The 16,236-nt window shown below is 52.2% G+C and carries 16 protein-coding genes and 2 pseudogenes; 5 read left to right on the top strand and 13 right to left on the bottom strand.

Going from position 1 to position 16,236, the window contains the following annotated elements; genetic code table 11:
* Positions 1–18 precede the first annotated feature (18 nt).
* Complete coding sequence (locus RTK32_RS04200) at positions 19–972, bottom strand: AraC family transcriptional regulator (protein WP_312042249.1); 954 nt, start codon at positions 970–972, stop codon at positions 19–21.
* Positions 973–1,079: 107 nt separating this feature from the next.
* Here RTK32_RS04200 and RTK32_RS04195 point away from each other — a divergent pair, with 107 nt between their 5' ends.
* Positions 1,080–2,255, top strand: coding sequence for an MFS transporter (locus RTK32_RS04195; protein WP_312042248.1), 1,176 nt, complete (start codon positions 1,080–1,082; stop codon positions 2,253–2,255).
* 270 nt (positions 2,256–2,525) lie between these two features.
* Here the strand turns inward: RTK32_RS04195 and RTK32_RS04190 are convergent, their stop codons facing one another.
* Positions 2,526–2,891 carry a VOC family protein gene (locus tag RTK32_RS04190; protein WP_312042247.1) on the bottom strand — a complete coding sequence of 122 codons (366 nt, stop codon included), beginning with the start codon at positions 2,889–2,891 and terminating at the stop codon, positions 2,526–2,528.
* A gap of 57 nt (positions 2,892–2,948) precedes the next feature.
* Here RTK32_RS04190 and RTK32_RS04185 point away from each other — a divergent pair, with 57 nt between their 5' ends.
* Together RTK32_RS04185 and RTK32_RS04180 are read left to right on the top strand one after the other, a co-directional pair.
* Positions 2,949–3,659 carry a YafY family protein gene (locus RTK32_RS04185; RefSeq protein ID WP_312042246.1) on the top strand — a complete coding sequence of 237 codons (711 nt, stop codon included), beginning with the start codon at positions 2,949–2,951 and terminating at the stop codon, positions 3,657–3,659.
* A gap of 447 nt (positions 3,660–4,106) precedes the next feature.
* Entirely contained in the window at positions 4,107–4,592 is a 486-nt protein-coding gene (locus RTK32_RS04180) for a GNAT family N-acetyltransferase (protein ID WP_312042245.1), read from the top strand.
* A 460-nt stretch (positions 4,593–5,052) separates the two neighbouring features.
* Here RTK32_RS04180 and RTK32_RS04175 read toward each other — a convergent pair whose 3' ends face one another.
* The 3 genes and pseudogenes from RTK32_RS04175 to RTK32_RS04165 all read right to left on the bottom strand — a co-directional run bounded on the left by RTK32_RS04175 (position 5,053) and on the right by RTK32_RS04165 (position 7,230).
* Positions 5,053–6,183, bottom strand: a complete 1,131-nt coding sequence (locus RTK32_RS04175; RefSeq protein WP_312042244.1) for an MFS transporter — start codon at positions 6,181–6,183, stop codon at positions 5,053–5,055.
* Positions 6,180–6,491, bottom strand: a complete 312-nt coding sequence (locus RTK32_RS04170) for a helix-turn-helix transcriptional regulator (protein WP_312042243.1) — start codon at positions 6,489–6,491, stop codon at positions 6,180–6,182. The genes RTK32_RS04175 and RTK32_RS04170 overlap by 4 nt, the downstream gene beginning before the upstream one ends.
* 338 nt (positions 6,492–6,829) lie before the next feature.
* Positions 6,830–7,230: pseudogene (locus RTK32_RS04165) on the bottom strand (MerR family transcriptional regulator).
* A 70-nt stretch (positions 7,231–7,300) separates the two neighbouring features.
* Between RTK32_RS04165 and RTK32_RS04160 the strand changes: the two are divergent.
* Positions 7,301–7,792 carry a DUF2938 domain-containing protein gene (locus tag RTK32_RS04160; RefSeq protein ID WP_312042242.1) on the top strand — a complete coding sequence of 164 codons (492 nt, stop codon included), beginning with the start codon at positions 7,301–7,303 and terminating at the stop codon, positions 7,790–7,792.
* A gap of 473 nt (positions 7,793–8,265) precedes the next feature.
* Here RTK32_RS04160 and RTK32_RS04155 read toward each other — a convergent pair whose 3' ends face one another.
* From RTK32_RS04155 to RTK32_RS04135, 5 genes are all read right to left on the bottom strand, one after another.
* A complete protein-coding gene (locus tag RTK32_RS04155) occupies positions 8,266–8,619 on the bottom strand; it encodes a hypothetical protein (protein ID WP_312042241.1) in 354 nt (117 codons plus the stop codon).
* On the bottom strand, positions 8,616–8,984 hold the full coding sequence (locus RTK32_RS04150) for a tlde1 domain-containing protein (RefSeq protein ID WP_312042240.1): 369 nt from the start codon (positions 8,982–8,984) through the stop codon (positions 8,616–8,618). Before RTK32_RS04150 ends, RTK32_RS04155 begins: the two co-directional genes overlap by 4 nt.
* A 931-nt stretch (positions 8,985–9,915) precedes the next feature.
* On the bottom strand, positions 9,916–10,674 hold the full coding sequence (locus RTK32_RS04145; protein WP_312042239.1) for an ABC transporter ATP-binding protein: 759 nt from the start codon (positions 10,672–10,674) through the stop codon (positions 9,916–9,918).
* Positions 10,671–11,630 (bottom strand): FecCD family ABC transporter permease, encoded by a 960-nt coding sequence (locus RTK32_RS04140; protein ID WP_409451058.1) that lies wholly within the window; start codon positions 11,628–11,630, stop codon positions 10,671–10,673. The genes RTK32_RS04145 and RTK32_RS04140 overlap by 4 nt, the downstream gene beginning before the upstream one ends.
* A gap of 77 nt (positions 11,631–11,707) precedes the next feature.
* Positions 11,708–12,709 carry an ABC transporter substrate-binding protein gene (locus RTK32_RS04135; protein WP_312042251.1) on the bottom strand — a complete coding sequence of 334 codons (1,002 nt, stop codon included), beginning with the start codon at positions 12,707–12,709 and terminating at the stop codon, positions 11,708–11,710.
* Positions 12,710–12,990: 281 nt separating this feature from the next.
* On the opposite strand from RTK32_RS04135, the pseudogene RTK32_RS04130 reads away from it, so the two are divergent.
* A pseudogene (locus RTK32_RS04130) lies at positions 12,991–13,605 on the top strand (IS3 family transposase); the annotation flags it as partial.
* 104 nt (positions 13,606–13,709) lie between these two features.
* On the opposite strand, the gene RTK32_RS04125 reads toward RTK32_RS04130, so the two are convergent.
* The 3 genes from RTK32_RS04125 to RTK32_RS04115 all read right to left on the bottom strand — a co-directional run.
* Complete coding sequence (locus RTK32_RS04125; RefSeq protein WP_312042237.1) at positions 13,710–14,927, bottom strand: MFS transporter; 1,218 nt, start codon at positions 14,925–14,927, stop codon at positions 13,710–13,712.
* 208 nt (positions 14,928–15,135) lie between these two features.
* A complete protein-coding gene (locus RTK32_RS04120) occupies positions 15,136–15,411 on the bottom strand; it encodes a SelT/SelW/SelH family protein (RefSeq protein ID WP_312042250.1) in 276 nt (91 codons plus the stop codon).
* Positions 15,412–15,702: 291 nt separating this feature from the next.
* A partial coding sequence (locus RTK32_RS04115) for a penicillin-binding transpeptidase domain-containing protein (protein ID WP_312042236.1) occupies positions 15,703–16,236 on the bottom strand: 534 nt, incomplete at its 5' end.

Genomic DNA, 16,236 nt, shown 5'->3' with positions numbered 1-16,236 from the left:
CCATCAGCATCAGCGCTTTCAGCCTGAGACCCGGCGGTTCTCTTCCGTTCGCAATGCGCCTGGCGTGGCGCCGGTGGTACGCTTAAACGCGCGGCTGAAGGCGGCCAGCGAGCCGTAGCCCAGCCGCCAGGCTACGCTCTCTATCGCTTCACCGTCGCGGCCAATCCACTGCGTCGCCAACTGCATGCGTAAAGTCGTCAGGTAGCGTACCGGCGTCATGCCGGTAACGGCCAGAAAACGTTCTGCAAATACCGATCGTGAGCTGCCCATTTCCGCCGCCAGCTGGGCGACCGTCCAGTTTTTACCCGGCTCGCGGTGCAGGGCGACCAAAGCTTTACCCAGGCGGGGATCGCGCAGCGCCGCCAGCCAGCCACCCGCGGCGCCGCAACCCGACTCCACCCAGCCGCGCACGATAAGCGCCGCCACCACATCCGCCAGCCGCGCCAGGATACCCGCATAGCCAGCCCTTTGGCCCAGTGATTCCCGCTCCATCGCTTCCAGCATGGGCTGCACTTCCGGGTATTTATGAATTAGCGTATCGGCCAGCAGGACTTCCGGCATGGAACCAATCAGCATCTGCATTCCGCCCAGGTCGAACTCCATGCAGCCACTGAAAATCAGCGCGCTTGCTTCGGTGGGCGCGCAGTCTTTAATACAGCAAACGTTGCCGCAAACCGGCGTGGTATTGAAAGCGCGGATATCCGTGCAGGCCACGTCAGGCGAGGAGAGCAGTACGTGATCGCTACCGTGCGGCAAAAGCAGCGCATCGCCTGTATTCAGAGTACGCAGCTGACCGTTTTGCGTGCGCAACAGCACCGGGCCACGGCTGACAAAGTGAAACTGCGCGCGGCCCGGCGCTTTGACAAAGCCGACGCCAAACGGCGCGGCCAGCTCGATGCGCCGATACTGCAGCCCCAACAGACGCATACCGTAGAGCAGCTCGCTGGTGAGATCGTGACCTTCTGTTGCCATAAAGACCCTTCCCGGACGATTAATCAATAATAGCGGATTTTACATCATAGACCATCCGGCGCCAGTGTTTTAACCTTCAGGCTAACGAACGATTAAAGAGATGTTTTATGACAACACCAATCAAGCCTCAATGGGGAGCGGTTTTCTCAATGGCGCTGGGCGTATTCGGCCTGGTCACCGCCGAGTTCCTGCCCGCCAGTCTGTTAACGCCGATGGCAGCCAGCCTGAACGTAACGGAAGGCATGACCGGCCAGGCGGTCACTGTGACGGCGATCTTCGCGCTGATCACCAGCTTTTTCAGCGCTTCGCTAACCAGCAAGCTGGATCGCCGTGGCGTCATGCTGCTGTTTTCCGTCATGCTGATCGTCTCTAACCTGCTGGTGGCCTTCGCGCCTGACCTGGCCTTTATTCTGGCAGGACGAGTCATTTTGGGCATTGCCATTGGCGGTTTCTGGACGCTGGCGGCAGCGACCGCCATGCGGCTGGTGCCGGAAGCGTTGATCCCGCGCGCGCTCTCCATTGTGTTCAGTGGGGTTTCAGTTGCCACTATCGTCGCCGCGCCTATGGGCAGTTTTTTCGGCCACCTGATCGGCTGGCGCAACGTATTTATCGCGGCGTCGGCCATTGGCGTGCTGGCGTTAGGCTGGCAGCTGGCGGCCTTGCCTAAAATGCCACCTAATCCATTGAGCAAAAACAGCTCGCTCCCGGCCTTGATGAAGCGTCCGGGCATGCAGACCGCACTGCTGGCGATTATTCTGGTTTTCTCCGGCCATTTTGCCTTCTTTACCTATTTGCGGCCTTTCCTGGAGAGCGTCACCGGGGTGGATGTTAACGGGCTCTCTGTGATCCTGCTGGGCTTTGGCGTGGCGAACTTCGCCGGTACGCTGCTGGCGGGCCTGTTGCTGGAGCGCAATCTGCACCTGACGCTGATCGGCATGCCGCTGGCGATGGGGCTGATGGGTGTGGCGCTGGTGGGATTAGGTTCCGCCCCGATCCTGGACGCGCTGCTGGTTGCACTGTGGGGCATGGCGTTCGGTGCCGTGCCGGTCGCCTGGTCAACGTGGATCACCCGCACCATGCCTGAAGAGGCGGAAAGCGGCGGCGGGTTACTGGTGGCGGCTATCCAGCTGGCTATCACTATCGGCGCGGCGGCTGGCGGCATGATCTTTAACGTGACCGGCGCAAAGGGCGTATTTATGGGCAGTGCGCTGCTGCTGCTGCTGGCGACCATGACTATCTTTATGGCGCTGCGCGTGAAAGCACCGGTGCAGGACAGCATATAACAGGAAAAACCGGGCACGATAGCGTCATCGGCCCGGTTAAACAGGGGTTGAACGATCTGCCATTATATAAAGAGCCGGGAGCATTCTTGCTTCCGGCTCTTTTTTTGATTTTTTGATGTTATTTCTCACCTGCTCCTGACGTCATCCCTTGTTTCTCTGAGCGGTATTTCATCATCTGAAATAGCCCTCTATCCTATTGGTTTCGCCACTGCTCAGCGGAAAGCTATCTGCCTGATGAGACAATCAGTCTTATTACCTACCCGATTAGCTTTAATCGGGTATACACACTCTGATGCGATGCCCGTCTGGATCAAGCGCTACAAAGGTTTTGCCAAAGACGGCATGCTTGGGTTCCTGTTCAATGTGAATGCCCATTTTTAACCATTGCTGATAAAGCGTATCAACTGCCTGAACGTCTTTAACCATAAAGCTAAGCTCTGTGCGATTACCTTCCCCACCAGAGACAAAATCACACGCCTGCGTTGACCACAGTCCGAGGTTAAAACCATTATCAAAAGAAAACGCCGCCCAGGTAGGAAGTTTGACGTCAGGCTCTTTATCAAAGAGCTTTTGGTAAAATTCGCTACTGACAGAGGGGCTGGCAACATACAAAATAAACAGATTAGGTATCATCATGAATATGTCTCTTCTGGCTTAAAGAGACACCACTATGGCAGGGAGCAATGACAAAACATGTCAGCATCAGGACCTAAGCGAGCTGAACGCCTGCTCAATCTTTTGCAAATTTTGTATCAGCATCGCTATCCGGTAAGCGGGCAGGGCCTGGCTAAGGAACTTTCAGTCAGCCTGCGCACGCTTTATCGTGATATTGCCGCGCTGCGTGCACAAGGAGCCGATATACAGGGAGAAGCAGGCACGGGATATATTCTCTCCCAAGGCTATCTTTTACCGCCAAGGATTTACACCCCGGAGCAGCTCGATGCATTGGCACTCGGTTTACGCTGGGTAGGCGTTTACGGAGATGCAGATATTGCAAAAGCTGCTTCAGAAGTTGCCGGTAAAGTCAGACAAAGCCTTCCTCCGCAGCGGCAAAAACTCTTTGAAGAGTCGACATTGCTGGTCGGAAAATCCGGCGCGGTTAATAAAGCTCCCCAAAATATGATGTTGCTAAGAAATGCCATCAGGCGAAGATTAAAAATTCAGGCAGGCTATACAGATCGGGCGGGAAAGGAGAGTGAAAGAATTATCTGGCCCTTTGCTTTAGGCTACTTATCTGGCGATATTATCCTTGCGGCATGGTGTGAAAAGCGGAACGACTTTCGTCACTTTAACGTCGAACAATTAAGTTCTCTTCAGCTTATGGATGAAGCCTTTCCGTATGCCAGACACCAGTTACTCAATATGTGGCGCAGGGCAGGCCTGGATATCCCTTTAACAAACTGAAGCTTCCTGTAGGCCGGGCGTTTCCCTGTCATGCTGATATGTAAATATGTCTGCTTTGTGTAAGGCGCGGCCATTGCTTACCTTATGTTGAGTTGATTCGCAGGAACTCAGTTCACAACAGGGGGTCAGGATAAATACGGCGCCACTGATAAGAGATCATCGAAATCCTATATTATTCAGAGAGCCTTTAACAACCTCAGTGTCACGGCACAGGATACGTAAAGGAAAAGGCGATTTTCAATACTTTGATTAGCCGGGGGAATAATGTCAGAGAGGGCGTTCTCTTTCCTGAACAGCCTTCTTTAGGTGCTCTTGAGTGAGTCTGGTGTCACCCTTAATTAAGCGGTTAACAGCGATGCTGATATAACAGCAGGAAGCTTTTTATCAATTGCATTATGCTTTTTTTAGGGTGAAAACGCCCGGCATGCCCTACAAATGGAGAAGATAATGTTTATAAGCGTGAGCGATGAAAACGACTGGGAAATTTTCATAGATATTTTCATTGAAATGGAAAGGTATCATCATGGTGACATTGCACTAACAAGAGAAATGATGGGAAGCTATCTTCAGACGCGGGTTTTTAACAAAGAATCCGGTACGGAAGTGCATAAAGTGATATCAGAAGGCTCCCTTGTTGCTTTTGCCTGTACATCAGTGATGTACCCCGCGCCACGCTATGCCGGGCAGATGTTTATAAAAGAAATCTTTGTATCCGAAAGGTTCAGACATCTCGGGGTAGGTAAAAGATTAATGTCCTGGCTGGCCAGAAGGGCGCTGGATAAAGGGTGCCTCAGGCTGGACTGGTTGTCTGACAAACATAACCCAGGAGTGCAAAGCTTTTATCAGTCTGTTGGGGGAGAAGTTATAGAATCAGTTAACTATTTTCGTCTGTCCGGATCTGGCCTTGATGAGTTGGCTGGCAAAGCTAAGTGAAGGTGGCGAGCCAGTTTCCGGGGAGGCAGGGAACGGCTGGTAGGGTAAATTTGGGGAGAAGCCGCGAGAACGTGACTCAATGTGCTGGCTGAGACGCAGAAAACATCCTGCCAGAGAAAAGCTGGCTGACAATGATTTTTTCAGGATTGTAGGGGGTTATCGCAAAGCCCCGGCACAGCATTACGCCATCTACATGTACCCGAATAACGCTTTATTCGCTATCGCCCATCTCTCGGGAAATTGACAAACCAGTAAGCGCGTTACCCGAAAATAATGGCATATTGCGGCGCCTTATCCATAGAGAGGTTGCCAGCCGCATTTTGTCAATCTGTAGAGGCTTACGCTTTACCTGTCATAAGATATTTGGCGGCAAAACAAGAGAAAAATTGAAAACTGGCGCACTGGACTGATAACAACCATGCGCCATAAATGCCTGTACCGCTTTTAAATCATAATCCATTCATCTGGAGTGGCGATATTTCATCGAGTGAAGCGTTAAGGCCAGCAGGACGACTATCATGGACCCGGCGGGCAGACATTGGGCAGATACGCCTGAATTCAGTGCCACAGAGCCCAGCGCCGCGCCAATGCCACTTCCGAGATAGTTAGCCGATGAATTCCAGGCGACAGAGGCCGCAGCTTGTTTCGGCGCATACGATACCAGGGCATGCTGTTGGGGGGCCATACTGGCCCAGCCGCACATCCCCCAAATAAAACATCCTATGCCTGCCGGTGCCACGGGTGCATATCCCATTAACGCAAAGCCCATTCCCAACAGGATGAGCAGTAATAACGTTGCCCTGGCAGAGGTGAGGTATTGGTCAATAGCTTTCCCGATGAGTAATGCCCCAGCCATTCCCCCCAATCCCCAGAACCATATAAAACTGGCTGTAAAACCCCACATAGCCCGGGATGATAAGACTTCGGCCATATAGGTATAGAGCCCGAGTGAGGCAATGCCCGTGCACAGCGTCACGCTCAGGGTAGAGAGAATAAATGGTTCAGTTAGTACACTGAGCCTTTCTTTCCATCTGACCGGCGTCAGGGGAGGAAACGAGCCGGCCCCTGCGACGCCTGTCGCGGCCAGAACGCCCAACAGAACGATTAACCCGATGGTCCATCTCCAGCCAAAGTGGGCCTCGATCAATAACCCGAAAGGCACCCCTAAGGCTGTCCCGACACTTAAGCCTGCAAGTATCAGGGAAAGCGCCCGGCCACGTTGGGATGCATTGACCATGGCTGCCGCGCTCGCTGTAGCCAGCGGGGAATATAAACCAGCCCCAATGCCGGCGAGTACGCGCGAAATGAATAAAATATTCAGGTTGGGAGCGAAAATTGTCGCTAAGTTCCCCACCGTGAAAAGGCCTATGCCTGCCAACATAGCGGTTCGTGTTGAGTAACGTGTCGAAACAGAGGCTAAAGCAGGAGCACTTACCGCATAAGCCACGGTGAATAACGCAACACCAAGGCCCGCCATAGCCTGCGTTGTTTGTAAATCCCGTGCCATGCCCGGCAGAAGTCCAGCCAGCACATAGGCATCCAGACCAAGCGCAAACCCTCCTAATATCAGCGGCCATAACAGACAAATCATGAGCCAGGTTCCTGTTTCAGAATAGCGTCCAGTAGTCCGGGAAATCTGGCGTCCAGTAAGTCACGTCGCAGGCTGATCCAGCAGTTACGGCCTTCAGGACGTGTGTGAGTTATACCCGCCTTACGCAGCGTACCGGTATGATGCGTTACGGTAGATTTAGGCATGTCTGGTGCCAAATCGAGGCTGTTAACATAGTCCCGGCCAGCGAGGATACGGACCATTTGCAGGCGTGTCGGGTCACTTAAGGCAAAAAGGACCTGCGGCAGATTAACTTCTTCTGGGGTCGGATGCTGATAAGAGCGAGTCATAAGGCTTCTACTGTTCGGTAATTGTAGAACAATAATAGTTCTGCAATTACCGAACAATCAACCCTGTTTGTTACGTTTTTTATAACGCAATACAGATTCAAAAACGTTCAGGCTATGTCTACTGCAAATTGAACGGTTACTTTTCGCTCCTGGCTGACACTGCCTCTACCAGAGGCTACCTTGTGCCAGAAGCAGCCATAAGGATACGATTTAATGAAACTTAAAGATGACGATTCAAAACCAGAAAACGCCATGCTGAAGGTAAGCAAGAGAGGAATGGGCACTGATATAGTGACTTATTATGGTGATAGTAAGGCATAAAGGATTAGGGTTAAGAGCTACCTGATGATTCTTAATCCTCTTGCCACGACATTTTTGAACTCCTCGCATTGAGCCTGTTCCTGTTCTGTACATCGGGCAACATGCTTCAGACCCTTGCTCAACAGCTGCAACCTGCGGCGGTGGCGTCAATTTCTTTAGCCCGTTGATAAAGAAGCGCGCAATCAATAGCTGTCTGGCCTTCCGTATTTAACATCACGGCTATTTTATCCAGCGTAAATCCGGCAGCCCGCCCCAAAGCTATCAGCTGTAGTTTGCTCAGCACATTTTTATTGTACTGCCTTCTCAGACCATTACGCCCGACAGGAGTGATTAATCCTTTCTTCTCGTAAAAACGTAATGTTGATGGAAGGACGCCTGCAAGTTCCGCGACCTCCCTTATATCCAACTCTTCTCTCATTGACTTAAACCTGACTTTAAGTTGCACACTGATAACCAGCTTAACATTTCCCCAAAATAAGGATGCAAAAATGGACAGAGTGGCTGTTTTTCAGACGGTAATAACAGGCCTCGGCGCAACGTGTATTATGGATTTATGGTCATGCTTCCAGAAGCGCATTATAAAAGTGCCGCCTTTAAATTATGCACTGGTTGGCCGCTGGGTTTTATGGTTACCCAGAGGGAAGCTCTGGCACAACACGATCGTTTCAACCCCTCCTGTCCCTAAAGAATTTTTAACCGGCTGGTTATTTCACTATCTGGCCGGGATAATTTTTGCGTTTATACCGTTTTTCCTGCGCGGACCAGGCTGGCTTCGGGATCCTTTTCTTGTAACGGCTCTGCTGTCAGGTCTGTTAACAGTGCTGGCACCGTTCATCATTTTGCAGCCAGTATTTGGTTTTGGCATAGCGGCGTCCCGAACGCCTCGCCCGGGGCTGACCAGGCTGTTAAGTCTGTTTGCCCACTTGGCGTATGGTGTGGGGCTTTATATCGCGGCTTTGAGTGTTAATTTTTGCAGCTAAAATTTCAGATCGGACTACTGAGAGAGCCGATTTTTCGCTCACGGCCTATCTTATGATCATACTTGTAGCCTGTTCCGTGCCAGAAACAGGTATTACTGGTAATGGTTTGGTTCACGCTTGCTGAGCAACACAATTACATTCGCAATATGTCTGCTAACATGTGGGCATTTACTATCGCTTTTGGGGGAACAAAATGTCCGGAATGATTGTTCATATTCTGAATGCTGACAGCCTGCTTAACGCTCAGAACCGCGTGAGCCCGGGGCATCTTCATATAATCTGGTATCAAAATCTCTTTTTATTACCAAATTACGTGAGAAGCCCGTCGCCATTCACTTTCACGCGTGCCTGTATAGCCTCGTAAAACTCACCAGGGGTGTCGAGGGCATTTTCGCGATGCCGGGGGCCAGGTGTTATGGTCAATGCTACAGGCCATGTTTTTAATCGACGCTATTCATGGCCATCAAGTTGTATCAATAATTTACCGAACTTTTTGATACGAGGTAGCTATTTACTTCGCTTACTGAACATTCATCGTCAGAGGCTTCATTTTGAGTAATCACCTCATAGGTTTTGCCGTCTCTGGCATGGAAAACAAACCTGAATATTTTGGTATACAGATGATGAGGTTTCTTCTCTGAAGCTAACAGTTTTACTTCTGTTTTTGACTCATCAAGGTCAGGAATGTCAACAATACCCGAGTTTTTAAGCCAAACTTCTGTCATATTCATGGGCCATGAGTGGCAGTCGTTGGGCACGTTTTTTGCACTTGCAAAGACAGGAAGCAGCGCTAAAAAAAATATCGTAGATTTCACTTTTATTCTCACTTTACCACCTCCAGGATTTTATCCCCACTGGCCCAGATTTTTTTCCTGATTACTAGTGGTACAACAATGCATCCGTTAGAGGCCTCTCCCGGATGCTTTACGCTGTCGCCGCGAATTAAAAATCCTGCCCGACCAAGCATTTTATTATGCGGATCGGGTTGCAGCCTTATCGAGTAAGACCCTGTATGGGGGTGATGGAAAGGATGGCCGATGATAGTATATTTACCCTTTGGTAAGGGGCTGATATTGGGAACATTTTCCATGTCAGGATTGACCTTGCCGTTGCCTTTCCCTGCATACCCCTGGTATATAAAACCGCCATCTTTTGTAAGATTTCCGGTGCTTTGTTGAAAAACCCAGGTCACTCAACTTCTCCTTTTACATGCTATTAAAAGTGTCTTTTTATACCTAAATTTCCCAGCATGCAAACTTTCAGTATTAAGCATACAGGGACAGGAGATGAGGGACTTGCTATTTTTTGAATCTGACCGGCCGCCGATCAACTATTTCGCATTCAGCATGAGAAGCGACAGTCTCATCGCTGATAAACGGCATGACCGGACTGTCTGATTGATACGGATTATTTCAATACATACTAAAGATTTTCTTTTACATTAGAATTCAGGTTTTGCAGTTTTGCTCTCCTAAAAAATTAATAATTTTGCCGAAATAATTACCGAAAAATAACTTGGATAGCTCGGTATTTAACCATATTATTTTCACGGGTCTTTCGACATCAGTGCTAAGGCGAGCCGATAATATATCGAAATTCCCACCGTAGTGCAGTCCAAAACCTAATGATGCCGACATAATGGGGTTAAATTTTTTCAGACAGGACACACGCTCCATCCAAATACACTTCACAAACATTCATTTCCTGTTCACTCTCTTTGACTTTCTAGCCGCTAATTAAAGCATGCCAATGCAAGCAATGTTCACATTGACGGTTTTAACGATCGCTAACGCCCGCTTTTCGCTTATTGCGGCTCCTTTCCATGTAGATGTACGCTTCGTTTCGGGGGCCGATATCAGTCTGTATTAAATCCCAGGTCGCAGATTCGCAGTAGGTGAAATCTGTTTGAATTACGGCGTCCGGCCGCCGAACTTTCCCCTGATGAAAAGCCCTGACCAAAGCCTGGTCAGCAGCAGGCTGGCCTGTACGCATAATAAAATTTTTGTGCTTTAAGCGGGGGACGATATGGTATGCAATAATTTAAGCGGGGGACGATATGGTATGCAAGAAAGTGAAAGAAAAGACCTGAAAAGTGGGCGTACTATACCGATACGCCCACTTTTCTACAGGAAATGAATATGCTTTTTACCATGGAAGGGGGAAGTCTCCACGCGCGCCTCCACCTGGAAGACATCCATCAGCAGCGATTCGGTCAGTACCTCCTCCGGCGTGCCGCTGGCCACGATGCGCCCGTGGTGCAAGATAAGTAGCGAATCACAAAACATTGCCGCGTGGTTCAGGTCGTGCAGTGCCACAATGCTGGTTACCGGCAGCGTGCTGATAAGGCGCATCAGCTGTATCTGATGATGAATGTCCAGATGGTTGGTCGGCTCGTCGAGTAATATTTCTACGGGTGACTGGGCCAGCGCCCGGGCAATATGTACTCTCTGACGTTCGCCTCCGGACAGGCTCTGCCAGCCCTGTGAACGCCTGTCAGCCATCTCCACTCGCTCCAGTGCCTCAGTCACAATACGATCGTCTATGGTTGTCCATGAAGAAAAAGGAGAATGGTGCGGCGTGCGGCCAAGCTTTACCACATCCTCAACCCGAATATTGGCGTCGGTTGCGCCATGCTGCTCGACAAAAGCCACTCGTCTGGCGACCTGCTTTTTACCCATACTGGCAATATCAGTATTATCGAGCAGCACGCTGCCCTTGTCCGGGCGGCGCAGGCCGGCGAGAATACGAAGGAGCGATGATTTACCCGAGCCGTTTGGCCCCAGTAAGCCGAGCGTTTGCCCTTGTGACACGCTGAGAGAGACGTCATCGACAATAAGCTTTTTGCCGATTCGCCAGGAAACATTTTTGGCACTGATGCTCACAGTTTTCTCCTGGCGCGATAAAGAATGGCGGCGAAGAACGGCACGCCGACCAGCGATGTTACTACGCCAACCGGTAGCGTCTGTGGGGCTATCGCCGTACGCGACACAATATCGGCCAGCATCATAAACAGCGCACCCACTACGGCGCTGGCAAGCAACAGTGGACGATGCAGCGGCCCTGAAAAGTAGCGTACCACGTGTGGCACCACCAGCCCTACAAAGCCGATTGAGCCGGCCATGCTGACGATGGTCGCCGCCATAAGAGCGGTTACGGAGAACAGAACCAGCCGGATGAAGCCCACCGGGATGCCCAGCGAGGCCGCCGCATCCTCACCAAAGGTAAAGGCATCCAGCGCTTTGGCATACCAAAGGCAGATGGCAAGCCCCAGCATCACTACGGTCATGACCAGACTGAACTCAGGCCAGCGCACGCCACTGAAGCTGCCCAGCAGCCAGAACATGACGTCCCTGGCCTGCTGGGCATTGGCTGAGGTGCTGATGATATAGGCGGTAACGGCGTTGAACAGCTGTGAGGCGGCTACGCCCGCCAGAATGGTTCGTTCACTGCCGCCCCTGGCGCCATTGGTGAGCAGGGCGACAAAGGCAAAGGCAGCAAATGCACCCGAAAAAGCACCCGCGGACAGCGACACTGCTCCCGTCCCCAGACCCAGTACCACCACGGACACCGCACCGGTAGAAGCGCCCGCCGAGACACCAAGCACATACGGCTCAGCAAGTGCATTCTTTAACAGGCACTGCAGCACCACGCCGCAGACGGCCAGTCCCGCGCCGCTACAGGCAGCCACCAATGCGCGGCTCAACCGGAAATCCCAGATGACCGTTTCATGAATGCGGCTCAGCGGAACCGCCGTCAGGCCCAACTTGTTACCGATAGCGTAAAAAGTGGTCTGCAACGGAATGGAAAGCTCGCCCACGCCCACGGCAAAGCCGGTCATGAGTAACAGCAGCAACAGTGAAGCCAGCGTCAGGACAGCTCGCCTGATGAGTTTTGACGTTAATCTTCCTGACGACATCACTTAAGCCCTGATTTTTCCATCTGTTCTGCCACCTGCTCCGCGCCGGGAAGGGTCCGCACGGTTGGGTTCATCGCCTGGCCATCCATGATGAAGACGTGTCCTTTTTTGACCGCTTCAAGCTGGCTGACCACGGGGTCGCTTTTGAGAAATTTGATTTTTTCTTCGGCCTTATCCAGCACCCATCGGTTACGGTCCAGGCTGGATACCACTATCACATCAGGATTGGCGGCAATTATGCTTTCCCAGCTGACCGTTGGCCATTCGGTGGCGGAGGTGATGGCGTTGTGACCGCCCAGCAAGCTGGCGATGAATCCGGAGGCGCTGTTTTTTCCTCCCACGTAGGCATCAGAAGAGGGCGACGTGCTGGAGAACCAGAAAACGAACGAAGGTGTGCTGCTACGGCCTGCAAACCTTTTGCGCAGGACTGCTTCACGGTTTTTGTAATCGGCAATGAGTTTTTCTCCGCGGTCCTGAACGTTAAAAATGGCGGCTATATCGGCAATTTCTTTATAAAGCAGATCCATGTTCCAGAGCGTGTCACGACTGCCGTAAATGTCACCGGTGTTTTTCTTCGTGGCGCACATAGCCGGGGAGAGATAGCTGTTTATCCCAAGCGAGGAAAAGTCCTCACGCTTTGCCACCTTGCTGTCCGGGCCAAGCAGCAGGGGAAGCTGGGCTGCGACAAAGTCCGGGTTAACCGCCAATATGGATTCCAGCGTAGGGATTTCAACGGTCAATAATTTTACCCGGGCGTTCTGTTTTTCGAGTGCAGGCAGAACCCGGGTTGGCCAGAAGGCGGTGGCGGCAAGCTTGTCCTCCAGCCCCAAAAGCAGCATGATTTCTGCGGTGTTCTGCCCCAGCGCAACCGCCCGATGGGGCGCCTGTGTAAAGGTCATTTTCTGACCGCAATTTTCGAGCGTCAGCGGATATGGGGTAGCAAAAGCGGAAGTGGCACATCCCAGAGCAAGGGCAAAGAGGGTGACAGCAGTTTTCAGCATTTTCATGATACGACCTGTTTTCAGCTTCGAATGAGCCAGCTGGCGATGAAGGATTGTCAGAGTTTGATCGGTATTGCGCTTTCCTGAACGCGCCGGAAAACAGCAGCAGTAGGGAGAAAGGAGTCCGATGCAAATGAAAATCATTATTATCGGTCAGTTTTATACGTATCCTCCGGAAGCTTGTCAATCAGGGTGATAGTTCACTGCCGGACAGGAATAAGCATACCGTCGGTTGAACAGACCTGTTTCACGCCTGCCCTGTTATCCATCCGGACGGTTTCTTGTGTGATAGCAGGCAACGTTACGGGGCTGGCCGGGTCCGGTGGCTGATGGAGCGTGATGGAATAAAGTTTCAGGGTGGATACCTGAGCCAGCAGGTACATAAAGGCGAAACCAGTATCGTGATATCAAACCGGCTCCAGCGGCAGTTTACTCTGCCCGCATCCGATGAGCGTTGGGTTACGGACACAGCCTGCTTTCGTACCCACGAAGGAGGGATCTGGCAAGGGGTGTTCTGTCTTTCCGAAAATTTACTGGCCGATCAATGCCTTCCCGGATGACCAAAGACAGTGTTCTGGAAGGGGCTGATAGCCGTGTGGCGGCGTAATGCTCAAGAACAGCTGCTGATTCACTCAGATAAAGAGGGGGCAATCTTTTCTGACATCACCCGGCCTGGAAGGCCGCATCAGTCTTTACGGTAACGCTTACGACAACGCAGTAGCAGAACTCTTTTTCATCTACTTAAATGCGAACGTATAAAGAAAAAGATCTACGGAAAGCGGAAAGAAGCCCGCAGCGACGTTTTGATGACATCGAAATGTTTTATAACGGCAGGCATTGGCATGGCTTGAGCGACCGTACCCTCCGTTGAATTTAAAAACATTTATTATCAATAATTTATAATTACCCGCATGACCTGTGGCGAGTCAAATGTCCGCTGCTTACTTAAAGCAGAGCGCGCCCGGACAGGCAGAAAAAGCCGGGCGCAGTATAGGGTTCTTTAAACCTGCTCGATAACGGCAGTCGCGCTTTTCTTACGGTCGGCCATTTCCTTCAGCAAGGCGAAAGCGAAAATCACCATTCCCATCAGCGGTAAAATAGCGCCATAGCGCGCGGTCTGGGTCATCGAATAACCCTGTTGCACCACCCACGCGCCCAGGAACGCACCCAGTGCATTCGCGATATTAAAAGCGGAGTGATTCAGCGTCGCGGCGAGCGTTTGTGCTTTTCCGGCTACCTGCATCAGGCGCACCTGTAGCGGGGCGCACAGCGCCAGATTGGTGCCAATCAGGAAGGCGCCCAGCACCAGAACACTGACGGAGGAAATCATCCATGGGAACAGAGAGAGCACCAGCACGCTCCAGGCCAGAATGCAAAAAATAGAAAGCATGATTTTTCGGTCGGCCAGCTTACCGCCAGCCAAATTGCCCAGCACCATGCCCAACCCAAAAGCAAACAACACTACCGGTAGCCAGAGCGTGGAAAGATGCGCGGCCAGAGTCAGGATCGGCGTAATATAGCTGATCACAGCAAACATACCGCCAAAGCCAATAGCCGCAATGCCCAGCGTTAGCCAGATATGGCTGTTTGCCAGCCCGCGGATCTCTTTCAGCGGCGAGCTTTGAGCTTCCTCATCCCGTTGCGGAAAAAGTTTGAAAATCAGCAGCGCGTCGGCCAGCGACAGGAGCGATACGCAGGCGAAGGCCCAGCGCCAGTCCAGATGTTCGCCCAGCAGCGTCGCCGCCGGATTTCCCAGCAGTGACGCCAGCGTCAGGCCAAGCATCACTTTACCTACGGCCTGGCCGCGCCGGTTCTCTTCTACCAGCGAAGCGGCCGCCAAAGCCGCCACGCCCAAAAAAGCACCGTGTGGCAGACCGCTGAGAAAACGGGAAATCACCAGCGCATGGGCGTTGTTCGCCAGCATGCTGCTGACGTTGCCCCCTAAAAACAGCGTGATAAAAATCATCAGCTGATGCCTGCGGCTCAGGCGCGCGGTACTGAGGGAAAAGAGCGGCGCACCGATCACCACGCCCAGTGCGTAGTAGCTGATAAAGCGGCTGCCTTCGGCCAGGCTGACATGCATGGCCTCGCTAACCTGCGGCAGCAGGCCCATGATGACGAATTCGCTCAGGCCAATGGCGAAGGCGCCCAGGGCCAGAGCAAACAGCAGCGGGCCGACGGCGCGAGCCGCAGGGGAGGTCGGGTTTTCAATAGTCATAAAAAGTCTTAATAAGAGAGGCTAAAACCTGTGCACAACGCGTGACGGGGACGATGAGGGCAGGGCAGGTAAGGGATTATCACCGGCTAACAGTGCGCCGCCGGACAACGCTGAGTTTACCGCGTCGCGGCAGGCATAAACAAGCCGGGCAGTATGGCCGCGTGGGCGGCCTGTAAAAGCAGCAGAGCGTGAGGCTTTGTCCGGCTGATTATCTGTCTGTATGGCCTAAATCACGTTCAGGAAAGCAGTAGTTTCGTACGCGCTGCTTCAGTTCTTTCACTTCCGGGAAACCGTCATCCACTTTACGATCCCACAACAGATGGCCGTCAACGGCGATTTGATAAATGCCGCCCGTACCCGGTACCAGCGTAACCGAAGCTAAATCGGTACCGAAAGTATGCAGCAGCTCCTGCGCCATCCAGCCTGCGCGTAGCAGCCAGTTGCATTGGGAACAGTAGTGAATAGTGATGGCAGGCGAGGTCATTAGCGTAGTCCGGCAAAAAAAAGGAGCACTATCTTCTGGCGAGCAGCAGAGGCTGTCAAGCATGGAGCTGCGCTTAGCCGGTATGACGTCATGCATTCCGGCTCTCTGCCTTCAGCAGAAGTGCTGCGAAAGGCGGCAGACTGTACCCGGCGCTAGGGGGATCCTTCTGCCGTGCGAGGGATAACCAGAGGAAGTGATGGCCGGGTAAATGTTAATCGGCCGGGATGACAGGCGCATAACATGGTGCCGACCCCCGCAGCTTAGGGTATGGCGTCGGCACCGTCGTTCAGGCTACTGTGCAGTCACATTGCTTTGCGGATCGGCGGTAGGCGCCATTGGTTTGACGTCAGGCGGCAGAAAGATATGGTCAAGAATATTTCTCACCAGCGGAGCGGCGGTAACGCCGTTAATCCCGCCATTTTCCAGAATCAATGCTATAGCGACTTTAGGCTTATCAAACGGCGCAAAAGCAGTATAGAAAATATGGTCGCGCAGGCGGATCGGGATCATTTTGGCATTATAGATCTGGTTCTGCTTCAGGCCGAATACCTGCGAGGTGCCGCTTTTTGCCGCTATGCCGTAAGGTGCGGTATGGAAATATTTATAGCCGGTGCCGTTAGGTGCGTTAGCCATGCCGAACATGGCGCGGCGCACGATCCCCCAATACGGTGAATTGGGGTCGCCGACCTGCTGTGCGGGCAACGTCGGCTGCCAGAGGCTGACGTTTTTACCCTGTTTTTCCTCATACATCAGGTGAGGCTGAATAACTCGCCCGTTATTGATTAGCGTGGCCATCGCTTTCACCATCTGGATAGGCGTGGCGAT

It is taken from the genome of Erwinia sp. (assembly GCF_031978025.1).
GTDB lineage: Bacteria > Pseudomonadota > Gammaproteobacteria > Enterobacterales > Enterobacteriaceae > Erwinia.
This window is presented reverse-complemented; position numbering and strand designations above follow the sequence as displayed.

What these genes read in the sequence shown, in the direction of transcription:
- RTK32_RS04160 (WP_312042242.1), top strand. Translation starts at nt 7,301, where the DNA reads ATGGACAGAGTGGCTGTTTTTCAGACGGTAATAACAGGCCTCGGCGCA.
- RTK32_RS04175 (WP_312042244.1), bottom strand. Translation starts at nt 6,183, where the DNA reads ATGATTTGTCTGTTATGGCCGCTGATATTAGGAGGGTTTGCGCTTGGT.
- RTK32_RS04195 (WP_312042248.1), top strand. Translation starts at nt 1,080, where the DNA reads ATGACAACACCAATCAAGCCTCAATGGGGAGCGGTTTTCTCAATGGCG.
- RTK32_RS04170 (WP_312042243.1), bottom strand. Translation starts at nt 6,491, where the DNA reads ATGACTCGCTCTTATCAGCATCCGACCCCAGAAGAAGTTAATCTGCCG.
- RTK32_RS04125 (WP_312042237.1), bottom strand. Translation starts at nt 14,927, where the DNA reads ATGACTATTGAAAACCCGACCTCCCCTGCGGCTCGCGCCGTCGGCCCG.
- RTK32_RS04190 (WP_312042247.1), bottom strand. Translation starts at nt 2,891, where the DNA reads ATGATGATACCTAATCTGTTTATTTTGTATGTTGCCAGCCCCTCTGTC.
- RTK32_RS04180 (WP_312042245.1), top strand. Translation starts at nt 4,107, where the DNA reads ATGTTTATAAGCGTGAGCGATGAAAACGACTGGGAAATTTTCATAGAT.
- RTK32_RS04185 (WP_312042246.1), top strand. Translation starts at nt 2,949, where the DNA reads ATGTCAGCATCAGGACCTAAGCGAGCTGAACGCCTGCTCAATCTTTTG.
- RTK32_RS04135 (WP_312042251.1), bottom strand. Translation starts at nt 12,709, where the DNA reads ATGCTGAAAACTGCTGTCACCCTCTTTGCCCTTGCTCTGGGATGTGCC.
- RTK32_RS04200 (WP_312042249.1), bottom strand. Translation starts at nt 972, where the DNA reads ATGGCAACAGAAGGTCACGATCTCACCAGCGAGCTGCTCTACGGTATG.
- RTK32_RS04120 (WP_312042250.1), bottom strand. Translation starts at nt 15,411, where the DNA reads ATGACCTCGCCTGCCATCACTATTCACTACTGTTCCCAATGCAACTGG.
- RTK32_RS04140 (WP_409451058.1), bottom strand. Translation starts at nt 11,630, where the DNA reads ATGACCGGCTTTGCCGTGGGCGTGGGCGAGCTTTCCATTCCGTTGCAG.